The 12,608-nt window shown below is 71.4% G+C and carries 13 protein-coding genes; 11 read left to right on the top strand and 2 right to left on the bottom strand.

The window, feature by feature from the left end; all coding sequences use genetic code 11:
• Positions 1-33: 33 nt before the first annotated feature.
• On the top strand, positions 34-597 hold the full coding sequence (locus ASD48_RS40485; protein ID WP_057606930.1) for an HIT domain-containing protein: 564 nt from the start codon (positions 34-36) through the stop codon (positions 595-597).
• Positions 598-899: 302 nt separating this feature from the next.
• On the opposite strand, the gene ASD48_RS40480 is transcribed toward ASD48_RS40485, so the two are convergent.
• On the bottom strand, positions 900-2,561 hold the full coding sequence (locus tag ASD48_RS40480) for a hypothetical protein (RefSeq protein WP_057606929.1): 1,662 nt from the start codon (positions 2,559-2,561) through the stop codon (positions 900-902).
• Positions 2,562-2,761: 200 nt separating this feature from the next.
• Positions 2,762-4,957 (bottom strand): elongation factor G-like protein EF-G2, encoded by a 2,196-nt coding sequence (locus tag ASD48_RS40475; RefSeq protein WP_057606928.1) that lies wholly within the window; start codon positions 4,955-4,957, stop codon positions 2,762-2,764.
• A gap of 224 nt (positions 4,958-5,181) precedes the next feature.
• On the opposite strand from ASD48_RS40475, the gene pgsA reads away from it, so the two are divergent.
• The 10 genes from pgsA to ruvA all read left to right on the top strand — a co-directional run bounded on the left by pgsA (position 5,182) and on the right by ruvA (position 12,599).
• Entirely contained in the window at positions 5,182-5,961 is a 780-nt protein-coding gene (gene pgsA, locus ASD48_RS40470) for a phosphatidylinositol phosphate synthase (protein WP_057606927.1), read from the top strand.
• Positions 5,958-6,875, top strand: coding sequence for a phosphatidylinositol mannoside acyltransferase (locus tag ASD48_RS40465; protein ID WP_057606926.1), 918 nt, complete (start codon positions 5,958-5,960; stop codon positions 6,873-6,875). The genes pgsA and ASD48_RS40465 overlap by 4 nt, the downstream gene beginning before the upstream one ends.
• A complete protein-coding gene (locus ASD48_RS40460) occupies positions 6,872-8,041 on the top strand; it encodes a glycosyltransferase family 4 protein (RefSeq protein ID WP_057606925.1) in 1,170 nt (389 codons plus the stop codon). The genes ASD48_RS40465 and ASD48_RS40460 overlap by 4 nt, the downstream gene beginning before the upstream one ends.
• 42 nt (positions 8,042-8,083) lie before the next feature.
• Positions 8,084-8,626 carry a hypothetical protein gene (locus ASD48_RS40455; RefSeq protein WP_057606924.1) on the top strand — a complete coding sequence of 181 codons (543 nt, stop codon included), beginning with the start codon at positions 8,084-8,086 and terminating at the stop codon, positions 8,624-8,626.
• 4 nt (positions 8,627-8,630) lie between these two features.
• The gene (locus ASD48_RS40450) at positions 8,631-8,831 is read left to right on the top strand and encodes a hypothetical protein (RefSeq protein ID WP_057606923.1); all 201 of its coding nucleotides are present in this window, start codon (positions 8,631-8,633) and stop codon (positions 8,829-8,831) included.
• A gap of 107 nt (positions 8,832-8,938) precedes the next feature.
• Entirely contained in the window at positions 8,939-9,850 is a 912-nt protein-coding gene (pdxS, locus tag ASD48_RS40445; protein WP_057606922.1) for a pyridoxal 5'-phosphate synthase lyase subunit PdxS, read from the top strand.
• 8 nt (positions 9,851-9,858) lie between these two features.
• Positions 9,859-10,470: a pyridoxal 5'-phosphate synthase glutaminase subunit PdxT gene (pdxT, locus tag ASD48_RS40440; protein ID WP_057606921.1), complete on the top strand. Its 612-nt coding sequence runs from the start codon at positions 9,859-9,861 to the stop codon at positions 10,468-10,470.
• Positions 10,471-10,544: 74 nt separating this feature from the next.
• Positions 10,545-11,297, top strand: coding sequence for a YebC/PmpR family DNA-binding transcriptional regulator (locus ASD48_RS40435; protein ID WP_057606920.1), 753 nt, complete (start codon positions 10,545-10,547; stop codon positions 11,295-11,297).
• Between the two features lie 151 nt (positions 11,298-11,448).
• The gene (ruvC, locus tag ASD48_RS40430) at positions 11,449-11,997 is read left to right on the top strand and encodes a crossover junction endodeoxyribonuclease RuvC (RefSeq protein ID WP_054239498.1); all 549 of its coding nucleotides are present in this window, start codon (positions 11,449-11,451) and stop codon (positions 11,995-11,997) included.
• Positions 11,994-12,599, top strand: coding sequence for a Holliday junction branch migration protein RuvA (ruvA, locus tag ASD48_RS40425; RefSeq protein WP_057606919.1), 606 nt, complete (start codon positions 11,994-11,996; stop codon positions 12,597-12,599). Before ruvC ends, ruvA begins: the two co-directional genes overlap by 4 nt.
• Positions 12,600-12,608: the final 9 nt, after the last annotated feature.

Raw genomic sequence — 12,608 nt, 5'->3', positions numbered from 1 at the left:
CCCCGCCGACACGCCGCGAATGGGCGAAGCAATATGCTGCCTTGCATGACGAGTGAGCCGGAACAGCAGATCGGAGTGGGCACGCAGGACGCGTTCCAGCGTCTGTGGACCCCCCACCGGATGGCGTACATCCAGGGTGAGAACAAGCCGACCGGTCCGGGTGCCGAAGACGGCTGTCCCTTCTGCTCGATCCCGGCCAAATCCGACGAGGACGGCCTGGTCGTCCGCCGCGGTGAGCACGTGTACGCGGTGCTGAACCTGTACCCCTACAACGGCGGCCACCTGATGACGGTCCCCTACCGGCATGTCGCCGACTACACCGACCTCACGGTGCAGGAGACGGCCGAGCTCGCCGAGCTGACGAAGCAGGCGATGACGGCCCTGCGCCTCGCGTCCGGCGCGCACGGCTTCAACATCGGCATGAACCAGGGGACCGTCGCGGGCGCCGGTATCGCCGCCCACCTGCACCAGCACATCGTGCCCCGCTGGGGCGGCGACACGAACTTCATGCCGGTGGTGGGCCACACGCGGGTGCTCCCGCAACTCCTGGCGGACACGAGAAAAATGCTGGCAGAGGCCTGGCCGACGCCGGCCTAGATCCTTTCCCGGGTCTCCCGGCCCGGCAGGGAACCATGCACCCCGGCCGCGCCCACGGCCCCGGCCGGGGCCCCGGCTCTCCGACCAGGCCCGCTGATTCCGGCTCGTCCGGTGGTGGCCCGCTCTCCGGCCAGGCCCGCTGATTCCGGCTTGTCCGGTGGTGGCCCGCCCTCCGGACCGGCCCGCTGATTCCAGCCCGTCCGGCGTTTGAGGACGAGGCCGATCGCGGGGGTCCGGGGGCGCAGCCCCCTGGGGGGACCGGCCCCCAGGGCACCCGCACGACCCGGCCGACCGCCGGAGGCCTACGCGTCGTAGCTGTCGGCCTTGCGCGGTGACACGTCCTGGACCGCACCGCTGAGAGCCGACGAGCGCGAGCTGAACTTGTCGATGTCCACGTCGTGCTCCTTGAGCACCTTGATCGCGGCCGTGTGCACCACCCGCAGCACCGGCGTGGCCGCACGCAGCGCATCGTCGGCCATGAAGCGGTGCCGCCACGGCTGGTCGGCCCAGGCGTGCCGCAGGCCGAAGGGCTCGGGCAGGCCGATGGAACCGCCGAGCCACTTCAGCAGCGGCGGGTACCAGCTGATCGTCGCCCGCGCGGCCAGCCGGACCACCTCGTCGGGGGTGACCAGCGGGAGCTTGACCGTGCGCGTCTCCCAGAACCGGACGCTCTTGGCGACCTCCTTGGTGGGAGCCTCGGACTTCGTGGTGAACAGGCCGTTCACGGGGCCCAGGGCGTGCCCGGTGACCTCGATGCGCAGCGTCTCGTGCAGCACGGTCACCGTGATCAGCATGGTGATGATCAACTGGCCGTCCCAGAGCGGCCACTGGACGCCCAGGTAGTGCCGGTCGCCGCCGCCGAACTGCTGGTTGTTGCAGATGTCCTCTATGGCCCGCGGCTTGACCTGGTACGCCTCGACGTCGGTGCCCTCCGGCCGGGCGACCGCCTTGGCGTTCTCACCGACCGGGGTGACGATCCAGTGCCGTACCGCGGGCGGCGGGAAGCCGCCGGTCTTCAGGCTCTGTCGGGGCAGCAGCTTCAGCTGGTCGTGGATGGCCCGCACCACCGTCCAGCTGCGGAACTCGTGGACGCCCTTCACGGGGTCGAGCGGGGTCAGTTCCTCGGCGAGGTGCCAGGCGCCCCAGCGCGTGCCCATGCCGAGTATGCCCTTGGGGCCGGCGTAGAAGACCGAGTTGGACTGCTGTTCGGCGCTGAGCCGGGCCAGGGACTGGCGCAGCTGCTCGGCCGCCGTCTGGTTCGGGCTGGTCGGCACGGCCTCGGGGACCTTGGCGCCGACACTGCTGCCGGCCAGCAGGCTGTCCCAGCGCTCGCGCAGGTCCGTCGCGGTGCCCTCGCAGATCCGCTTGGCCAGGAACCACCCGGCCACGGGCGCCACGACGCATCCGCGCGCGTACCAGCCCACGAGGCCGCCGAACGGCATCTTGACCAGGAAGAGCACCGCGAGAGCACCCACGGCGACGAGCAGGCCGGTGCCGATCCCGGAGACCCGCTTGTTGTCCAACTTCCCCATGGTCGCCCGCAGTTGGAAGACCAACAGCCACACCAGCAGCCCGGGCAGGAAGAGCACACCGCACAGCAGCATCACGCCGGTCAGCTTCTGGTCGCGCTCGCGGCGGATGCGGTTGGCCGCGAGGCAGTGCTCGACGACGGCCTGCGGCTCACTGCCGAAGGACTGGATGAGCGGCTTGCGGCCGACCCCCAGCATGCGGTCGATCACCGCCTGGGAGAACGCCTCGCCGAGGTTGGGCCGGAAGATCTTGGCCCAGCTGCGGCCGGGATTGACCGCCGTCTGGTGCCACTCGTTGTCGGCCTTCTTGATGTCCTCGACCGGGTTGTCCCGGTAGGCCGCCGAGGCCAGGGCGAAGGTCGGTGTCTGCCCGCCGTCGCCCGTCTGCGGCACCTGTGGTCCGAAGATGTCCGCGTAACCGCTGTCAACGGTCATTCCCGCCCCCGATCGCCGCCGCTCTCCCGCTTCTGCGGCTTTCCCGACTTCCGTACTTCGCACACCTGTTGATCAGGTCATCAGCGTATCCGCAGGCGGCGACATCCGTCGGCGGACGGCCGAAGCCGCCCGCCGAATCGGAGGGAAACGTTCCACTGCGGTGCCCCACCGGCCACTTGAGGGCCGGCGGGGATCAACCGTCAGCCGCTCTGCGCCTGTTGACGGACCTTCTCGGCGACCTGTGCAGGCATCGGCTCGTGCCGGGCGTACGCGCGCTGGAAACGCGCCGTGCCGTGGGAGAGGGACCGCAGGTCGACCGCGTACCGGCCGATCTCGATCTCGGGCACCTCGGCCCTGACGAGGGTGCGCCCGCCGCCGGTCTGCTCGGTGCCCAGCACCCGCCCGCGCCGCCCCGACAGATCGCTCATCACGGCGCCCACGTACGCGTCGCCGACCAGGACGGTCACCTCGGCCACCGGCTCCAGCAGATGGATCCGCGCCTCGGCCGCCGCCTCCCGCAACGCCAGCGCGCCGGCCGTCTGGAACGCGGCGTCGGAGGAGTCCACCGAGTGCGCCTTGCCGTCGAGCAGGGTGACCCGGATGTCGACCAGCGGATGCCCGGCCTCCACCCCCTTGGCCGCCTGCGCCCGGACGCCCTTCTCGACGGACGGGATGAACTGCCGGGGCACCGAGCCGCCGACGACCTTGTCCACGAACTCGATGCCCGTGCCGCCCGGCAGCGGTTCCACCTCGATCTCGCAGATGGCGTACTGCCCGTGTCCGCCGGACTGCTTGACGTGCCGTCCGCGCCCGCCGGACCTCGCCGCGAACGTCTCGCGGAGGGGGACCTTGTGCGGGACGACGTCGACCTGGACCCCGTAACGGGAGCGCAGCCGCTCCAGGGCCACGTCCGAGTGAGCCTCGCCCAGGCACCACAGGACCACCTGGTGGGTCTGCTGGTTCTGTTCCAGGCGCATCGTCGGGTCCTCGGCGACCAGCCGGCTCAGACCCTGCGAGAGCTTGTCCTCGTCGGCCTTGCTGTGCGCCTGGATGGCGAGCGGCAGCAGCGGGTCGGGCATCTGCCAGGGCTCCATGAGAAGCGGGTCGCCCTTCGCGGACAGTGTGTCGCCGGTCTCCGCGCGGCCGAGTTTCGCCACACACGCGAGGTCGCCCGCGATGCAGTGCGTCAGGTTCCGCTGCTGTTTGCCGAACGGCGCGGACAGGGCGCCGATGCGTTCGTCGACGTCGTGATCCTCGTGGCCGCGGTCGGCGAGGCCGTGCCCCGAGACATGGACGGTCTCGTCGGGGTGCAGGGTGCCGGAGAAGACCCGGACCAGCGAGACACGGCCCACATAGGGGTCGGACGAGGTCTTCACGACCTCCGCGACCAGGGGCCCGTCCGGATCGCACGCGGTCAGCTCGCGCGGCTCGCCGTCGATCGTCGTCACGCGGGGCGCCGGGCGCTCCAGGGGCGTCGGGAAGCCCCTGGTGACCAGTTCCAGCAGTTCCACCGTGCCGAGGCCCTGCCGGGCGCCCTCGGCGGCCGGGGCGGCCGCGAGGACGGGGAAGAACGTCCCGCGCGCGACGGCCCGCTCCAGGTCCTCGATCAGCGTCTTGACGTCGATCTGCTCGCCGCCGAGATAGCGGTCCATGAGGGTCTCGTCCTCGCTCTCGGCGATGATCCCCTCGATCAGCCGGTTGCGGGCCGTCTCGATGTCCGGCAGCTGGTCCTCGCCCGGCTCGGACTCCTTGCGCTCACCGGTGGAGTAGTCGAACAGCTTGCGGGACAGCAGCCCGGTCAGTCCGGTCACCGGCGCGTGCCCGTCGGGCCCCTCGGGCCCGCGCAGCGGCAGGTAGAGCGGGAGGACCGCGTCCGGGTCGTCGCCGCCGAAGGCCTCCGCGCAGATCCGCGTCATCTCCTCGAAGTCCGCGCGGGCGGCCTCCAGGTGCGTGACGACGATCGCGCGAGGCATGCCGACGGCCGCGCACTCCTCCCACACCATCCGGGTCGAGCCGTCCACGCCGTCCGACGCCGAGACGACGAAGAGGGCCGCGTCCGCGGCGCGCAGACCGGCCCTGAGTTCTCCGACGAAGTCGGCGTATCCGGGGGTGTCGAGGACGTTGACCTTGATGCCGTCCCATTCCACGGGCACCAGGGAGAGCTGTACCGAGCGCTGCTGCCGGTGCTCGATCTCGTCGTAGTCGGAGACGGTGCCGCCGTCCTCCACGCGGCCCGCCCGGTTCACCGCTCCCGCTGTCAGCGCGAGAGCCTCCACCAATGTCGTCTTGCCCGATCCGCAGTGGCCGACCAGCACCACATTCCGTACGGACGCGGGGTGGTCGGCCGCTGTAGCCCTGCCGGCGGCTCCGGGATGTGCATTCGCCTTGTCGCCCATTTTCTTGCCTCCCGAACACGGTGAGGTCACTGGGGGCGCGGGCACGGCGGCCCCGCGTGCGATGGCGGCTCCGGCGACGCCCGCGGTCCTTCGAGCTTTCCACTCCCGTCACGGCGCGTCCATACGGGGGACGGGACCCGGCCGTGACCCGGACGCCGCCTGGCCGGGACACGGCGGTCCGGGTGCAGGTGCCCGACCGTCGCACACACGCGCGCGTGGCTACGATGGGCCAGCCGGCGGCCAGCAGGGGCCGCGCGGCGACACCGACCCTCGGGAAGGCCATGCTGAACAAGTACGCGCGTGCATTCTTCACGCGTGTCCTCACACCGTTCGCCGCGTTTCTCATCCGCCGGGGTGTGAGCCCCGACACGGTCACGCTCCTCGGCACGGCCGGCGTGATCGCGGGCGCGCTGGTCTTCTATCCCAGGGGCGAGTTCTTCTGGGGCACGATCGTGATCACGCTCTTCGTCTTCTCCGACCTGGTCGACGGCAACATGGCCCGCCAGCTCGGCCGGACCAGCCGCTGGGGCGCCTTCCTGGACTCCACGCTCGACCGGGTCGCCGACGGCGCGATCTTCGGCGGCTTCGCGCTCTGGTACGCGGGCAACGGCGACGACAACGTCCTGTGCGCCGTCTCGATCTTCTGCCTGGCCAGTGGCCAGGTGGTGTCCTACACGAAGGCCCGGGGCGAGTCGATCGGCCTGCCGGTCGCCGTCAACGGGCTCGTGGAGCGCGCCGAGCGCCTGGTGATCTCCCTGGTCGCGGCCGGCCTGGCGGGTCTGCACACGTTCGGCGTGCCCGGCATCCAGGTGCTGCTGCCGATCGCGCTGTGGATCGTCGCCGTCGGCAGCCTCGTCACTCTGATCCAGCGGGTCGTCACGGTCCGGCGCGAGTCGGCCGAGGCGGAGGCCGCCGCGGCCCAGGAGACCCCGGAGTCCCCGGAGTCCCAGGCGACCCCGGAGTCCCGTGGACACGAGGCGCAGGGGAGCGAGGCCGCCAAGTGAGCGTCCAGGAGCGTCTGGCCGACGCGCTGTACGGCCTCGGCTGGAGCGCCGTCAAGAAGCTCCCGGAGCCCGTCGCCGTGCGCCTCGGCCGCACCGTGGCCGACCTCGCCTGGAAGCGGCGCGGCAAGGGAGTGCGACGGCTGGAGAGCAACTACGCGCGCGTGGTGCCCGACGCGGGTCCCGAGCGCCTGGCCGAGCTCTCACGCGCGGGGATGCGCTCCTATCTGCGGTACTGGATGGAGTCCTTCCGGCTGCCGGCCTGGAGCGCCGAGCGCATCACCGACGGCTTCACCGCCAAGGACCTCCACTATCTGACCGACGGGATCGCCTCCGGCCGGGGCGTCATCCTGGCCCTGCCGCACATGGCCAACTGGGACCTGGCCGGCGCCTGGGTCACCACCGCGCTCCGCACTCCCTTCACCACCGTCGCCGAGCGGCTCAAGCCGGAGACGCTGTACGACCGGTTCGTCGCCTACCGGGAGGGCCTCGGCATGGAGGTGCTGCCGCACAGCGGCGGCAGCGCCTTCGGCACCCTGGCGAGGCGCCTGCGCGACGGCGGGCTGGTCTGCCTGGTAGCCGAGCGCGACCTGTCCGCCTCCGGGGTCGAGGTGACCTTCTTCGGGGACACCGCCACGATGCCCGCAGGACCCGCGCTGCTCGCCCAGCAGACCGGCGCGCTGCTGCTCCCCGTCACCCTCTGGTACGACGACTCGCCCGTCATGAAGGGCCGGGTGCATCCCCCGGTCGAGGTACCCGAGTCAGGTACGCGGGCCGAGAAGACGTCTGTCATGACACAGTCGCTGGCAGACGCCTTCGCCACCGGCATCGCCGACCATCCGGAGGACTGGCACATGTTGCAGCGCTTGTGGCTCGCGGATCTGGAACCCCGCCCGTCGGACGGGGACCCCGCGTGAGAATCGGCATCGTCTGCCCGTACTCCTGGGATGTGCCGGGTGGCGTCCAGTTCCACATCCGAGACCTCGCCGAGTACTTCATCCGGCTCGGCCACGAGGTGTCCGTCCTGGCCCCGGCCGACGACGACACCCCGCTGCCGCCGTACGTCGTCTCGGCCGGCCGAGCGGTCCCGGTGCCGTACAACGGCTCGGTGGCGCGCCTCAACTTCGGTTTCCTGTCCGCCGCGCGCGTGCGGCGCTGGCTGCACGACGGAGCGTTCGACGTCGTCCACATCCACGAGCCGACCTCGCCGTCCCTCGGCCTGCTGACCTGCTGGGCTGCCTCGGGCCCGATCGTGGCCACCTTCCACACGTCCAATCCGCGCTCGCGCGCCATGATCGCCGCCTACTCCATCCTCCAGGCCGCCCTGGAGAAGATCAGCGCGCGGATCGCGGTGAGCGAGTACGCCCGGCGCACGCTGGTGGAACACCTCGGCGGGGACGCGGTCGTCATCCCCAACGGCGTCGACGTCGACTTCTTCGCCGGGGCCGAACCCAACCCCGAGTGGCAGGGCGGCACGATCGGCTTCGTCGGGCGCATCGACGAGCCCCGCAAGGGCCTGCCCGTGCTGATGCGCGCCCTGCCCAGGATCTTCGCCGAGCGCCCGGACGCCCGGCTGCTGGTCGCCGGCCGCGGCGACGAGAAGGAAGCGGTGGAGAGCCTGCCCAAGGAGCTCCACGCGCGCGTGGAGTTCCTCGGAATGATCAGCGACGAGGACAAGGCGCGCTTCCTGCGCAGCGTCGACCTGTACGTCGCCCCCAACACCGGTGGTGAGAGCTTCGGCATCATCCTCGTCGAGGCCATGTCGGCCGGTGCCCCGGTACTCGCCTCCGACCTGGACGCCTTCACCCAGGTCCTCGACCAGGGAGCGGCCGGTGAGCTGTTCGCCAACGAGGACGCGGACGCCCTGGCCGAGGCGGCGGTACGGCTCCTGGGCGACCCGGAGCGCCGAGGCGAGCTGCGGGAGCGGGGCAGCGCGCACGTACGGCGCTTCGACTGGTCGACCGTCGGCGCGGACATCCTGTCGGTGTACGAGACGGTGACGGCCGGCGCCGCGGCGGTGGCGGCAGACGACGACCGGGGATCGCCGGGTCTGCGGGCCCGGCTCGGGCTGGCGCGGGACTGACCCGCCCCGCCGACGTGAAGGTCACGGGTAGCCTTGCCGCCCGTGACCGCAACCCTGATCTGGACCCTGGTCGTCCTCGTGGCGATCGGCCTGTACCTGAGCTGGACGGCGGGACGGCTGGACCGGCTGCACGCCCGCATCGACGCCGCCCGCGCGGCGCTGGACGCACAGCTGCTGCGCCGGGCGTCCGTGGCCCAGGAACTGGCCACCTCCAAGGTGCTCGACCCCGCCGCCTCGATCGTCCTGTACGAGGCCGCGCACGCGGCGCGGCAGGCCGAGGAGGAGCAGCGGGAGGTCGCCGAGAGCGACCTCAGCCAGGCCCTGCGGGCCGTCTTCTCGGACGCGCGGCAACTGGACGTCGTACGCGAGGCGCCCGGGGGAGACGCGGCGGCCCGCGAGCTCACCGAGGCCGTCCGCCGGGTCCCCATGGCCCGCCGCTTCCACAACGACGCCGTGGGCGCGGTCCGCAGACTGCGCCAGCACCGCAAGGTCCGCTGGTTCCGGCTGGCCGGCCACGCCCCGTTCCCGATGGCGTTCGAGATGGACGACGAACCGCCGCCCGCCCTCGCGGACCGCGCCGCCTGAGCCGGTGGACGGCGGTGTGCGCCGGGCCCTCCTCGACCCGCAGGAGCCGGGTACGGGCTGGGTCCTCGTCGCCGCCGCCGCGCCCACCGGCGTGATCTACGAGGTGCAGGGCGGCGGCGAGGCGTGGGTGCCGCTGCTGACGCCCGACGGGCCCGCGGCGAGCGGCCGGAAAGGGCCGGCGGCGGGCCCTGCACGGCCTTCATGATCGACCAAAAGGATCCACGGGCTTTCCATTGGCCCTTGCTGTGGACTGGTCCACTCGCGTTTCCTCGGTGCTGCCCACCCCCCTTTTCCTACGAGTGAGGTCACTCCGTGTCCAGCACGATCTCCGAGAACCAGACCCCCGAGACCGGCACCGCGCGCGTGAAGCGCGGCATGGCCGAGCAGCTCAAGGGCGGCGTGATCATGGACGTGGTCAACGCCGAACAGGCGAAGATCGCCGAGGACGCCGGTGCCGTGGCCGTGATGGCGCTGGAGCGGGTCCCGGCCGACATCCGCAAGGACGGCGGCGTGGCCCGGATGTCGGACCCCAACATGATCGAGGAGATCATCGAGGCGGTCTCCATCCCGGTGATGGCCAAGTCCCGTATCGGCCACTTCGTCGAGGCCCAGGTACTCCAGTCGCTCGGCGTCGACTACATCGACGAGTCCGAGGTCCTCACCCCGGCCGACGAGGTCAACCACTCCGACAAGTGGGCGTTCACCACCCCCTTCGTCTGTGGCGCCACCAACCTGGGCGAGGCCCTGCGCCGCATCGCCGAGGGCGCCGCGATGATCCGCTCCAAGGGCGAGGCCGGCACCGGCAACGTCGTCGAGGCCGTCCGTCACCTGCGCCAGATCAAGAACGAGATCGCCCGGCTGCGCGGCTTCGACAACAACGAGCTGTACGCCGCCGCCAAGGACCTGCGCGCCCCGTACGAGCTGGTCAAGGAGGTCGCCGAGCTCGGCAAGCTCCCCGTCGTGCTGTTCTCCGCCGGTGGTGTCGCGACCCCGGCCGATGCCGCGCTGATGCGCCAGCTCGGCGCCGAGGGCGTGTTCGTCGGCTCCGGCATCTTCAAGTCCGGCGACCCCGCCAAGCGCGCCGCCGCCATCGTGAAGGCCACCACCTTCTACGACGACCCGAAGATCATCGCGGACGCCTCCCGCAACCTGGGCGAGGCCATGGTCGGCATCAACTGCGACACCCTGCCCGAGACCGAGCGCTACGCGAACCGCGGCTGGTAACCACTCCCATGAGCCACGAAGCCCCCGTCATAGGTGTCCTGGCACTCCAGGGCGACGTCCGGGAGCACCTCATCGCCCTGGCCGCGGCCGACGCCGTGGCCAGGCCGGTGCGGCGCCCCGAGGAGCTCGCCGAGGTCGACGGTCTCGTCATCCCCGGCGGTGAGTCGACCACCATCTCCAAGCTGGCCGTCCTCTTCGGCGTGATGGAGCCCCTCCGCGCGCGCGTGCGGGCCGGAATGCCCGTCTACGGAACCTGCGCGGGCATGATCCTGCTCGCCGACAAGATCCTCGACCCGCGCTCGGGCCAGGAGACCGTCGGCGGCATCGACATGATCGTGCGCCGCAACGCCTTCGGGCGGCAGAACGAGTCCTTCGAGGCCGCCCTCGACGTGAACGGCGTCGCGGGCGATCCGGTGGAGGGTGTGTTCATCCGCGCCCCCTGGGTCGAGTCCGTCGGTGCCGAGGCCGAGGTGCTCGCCGAGCACGAGGGTCACATCGTCGCCGTCCGCCAGGGCAACGCGCTCGCCACGTCGTTCCACCCGGAACTGACCGGTGACCACCGTGTGCACGCCCTGTTCGTCGACATGGTGCGCGCGAACCGGGCGGCGGCGTCCTTGTAGGATCTGGGGGTCCCCTCAGGCTCCGCAGGCCCGGGGAGTTCGTCCAGGTTGGGTTACGCGAAGGAGACAGGCAGATGTCCGGCCACTCTAAATGGGCTACGACGAAGCACAAGAAGGCCGTGATCGACGCCAAGCGCGGCAAGCTCTTCGCGAAGATGATCAAGAACATCGAAGTCGCGGCCCGTACCGGTGGCGCGGACGTGTCCGGCAACCCGACGCTGTTCGACGCCATCCAGAAGGCCAAGAAGAGCTCGGTCCCGAACAAGAACATCGACTCCGCGGTGAAGCGCGGCGCCGGTCTCGAGGCCGGCGGCGCCGACTACGAGACGATCATGTACGAGGGCTACGGGCCGAACGGCGTCGCGGTGCTCATCGAGTGCCTCACCGACAACCGCAACCGCGCCGCCTCCGACGTCCGCGTCGCCATGACCCGCAACGGCGGCTCCATGGCCGACCCGGGTTCGGTGTCGTACCTCTTCAACCGCAAGGGCGTCGTCATCGTCCCCAAGGGTGAGCTGGCCGAGGACGACGTCCTCGGTGCCGTGCTCGACGCGGGCGCCGAAGAGGTCAACGACCTCGGCGAGACCTTCGAGGTCCTCTCCGAGGCCACCGACCTGGTCGCGGTGCGCACCGCGCTCCAGGAGGCCGGCATCGACTACGACTCCGCCGAGGCCAACTTCGTCCCGACCATGCAGGTCGAGCTCGACGAGGAGGGCGCACGGAAGATCTTCAAGCTGATCGACGCGCTCGAGGACAGCGACGACGTCCAGAACGTCTTCGCCAACTTCGACGTCAGCGACGAGGTCATGGAGAAGGTCGACGCGTAGCGTCGCCGCGAGCTGAGCGGATCCGTCGGGCCGGTGGGACACGTCCTACCGGCCCGACGTCGTTGTCGGTGGCAGCGGATAGCCTGGCGGGCGTCAGAGATCACCGTCCACGGACCGCAGCGGCGGTCCGGCCGCGAAGAGGGGAAAGCGCGTGCGGGTATTGGGGGTGGACCCCGGACTGACGCGATGCGGTGTCGGTGTCGTCGAGGGCGTCGCGGGCCGGCCGCTCACCATGCTCGGCGTGGGTGTCGTACGGACGCCCGCGGACGCCGAGTTGGGGCAGCGCCTCGTCGGCATCGAACAGGGCATAGAGCGCTGGCTCGACGAGTACCGCCCCGAATTCGTCGCCGTGGAGCGGGTGTTCAGCCAGCACAACGTCCGCACGGTCATGGGCACCGCCCAGGCCAGCGCCGTAGCGATGCTGTGCGCGGCCCGCCGCGGCATCCCCGTCGCCCTGCACACCCCGAGCGAGGTCAAGGCCGCCGTCACCGGCAGCGGACGCGCGGACAAGGCCCAGATCGGCGCGATGGTCACGCGCCTGCTGCGGCTCGACGCGCCGCCCAAGCCCGCCGACGCCGCCGACGCCCTCGCGCTCGCCATCTGCCACATCTGGCGCGGCCCCGCGCAGAACCGGCTCCAGCGCGCCGTCGCCCTGCACACGGCCACAGCACAGACGACACCGAAAGGCCGTACGGCATGATCGCCTTCGTCAGCGGCACCGTCGCCGCCCTCGCTCCCGACACCGCCGTGGTCGAGGTGGGTGGCGTGGGCATGGCCATCCAGTGCTCCCCGAACACGCTGTCCACGCTCCGGCTCGGCCGGCCGGCCAAACTCGCCACCTCCCTCGTCGTACGGGAGGACTCGCTGACCCTGTACGGCTTCGTGGACGACGACGAGCGCCAGGTCTTCGAGCTGCTCCAGACGGCGAGCGGGGTCGGCCCCCGGCTGGCTCAGGCCATGCTGGCGGTGCACGCGCCGGACGCCCTGCGCCGCGCGGTGGCCACGGGTGACGAGAAGGCCCTCATCGCGGTGCCGGGCATCGGCAAGAAGGGCGCCCAGAAGCTGCTGCTGGAACTGAAGGACCGCCTGGGCGAGCCGCTCGGCGCCCCCGTGGTCGGCGCACCGGTCACCAGCGGCTGGCGCGACCAGCTGCACGCCGCCCTGATCGGCCTCGGCTACGCGACCCGCGAGGCCGACGAGGCTGTCGCCGCCGTGACCCCGCAGGCCGAGGCCGCGGACGGCACGCCCCAGGTGGGCCACCTCCTGAAGGCCGCCCTTCAGACCCTGAACCGCGCCCGCTAGGAGACGTCA

Source organism: Streptomyces sp. Root1310 (genome assembly GCF_001426425.1).
GTDB lineage: Bacteria > Actinomycetota > Actinomycetes > Streptomycetales > Streptomycetaceae > Streptomyces.
Note: the sequence above shows the minus strand (reverse complement) of the source record. Positions and strands in the feature narration are given on the sequence as shown.

Bases quoted from the DNA above. Each gene is read 5' to 3' on its own strand.
- ruvA (WP_057606919.1), top strand. From the start codon at position 11,994: ATGATCGCCTTCGTCAGCGGCACCGTCGCCGCCCTCGCTCCCGACACC.
- pdxT (WP_057606921.1), top strand. From the start codon at position 9,859: ATGAGCCACGAAGCCCCCGTCATAGGTGTCCTGGCACTCCAGGGCGAC.
- ASD48_RS40475 (WP_057606928.1), bottom strand. From the start codon at position 4,957: ATGGGCGACAAGGCGAATGCACATCCCGGAGCCGCCGGCAGGGCTACA.
- ASD48_RS40435 (WP_057606920.1), top strand. From the start codon at position 10,545: ATGTCCGGCCACTCTAAATGGGCTACGACGAAGCACAAGAAGGCCGTG.
- pgsA (WP_057606927.1), top strand. From the start codon at position 5,182: ATGGGCCAGCCGGCGGCCAGCAGGGGCCGCGCGGCGACACCGACCCTC.
- ASD48_RS40480 (WP_057606929.1), bottom strand. From the start codon at position 2,561: ATGACCGTTGACAGCGGTTACGCGGACATCTTCGGACCACAGGTGCCG.
- ASD48_RS40485 (WP_057606930.1), top strand. From the start codon at position 34: ATGCTGCCTTGCATGACGAGTGAGCCGGAACAGCAGATCGGAGTGGGC.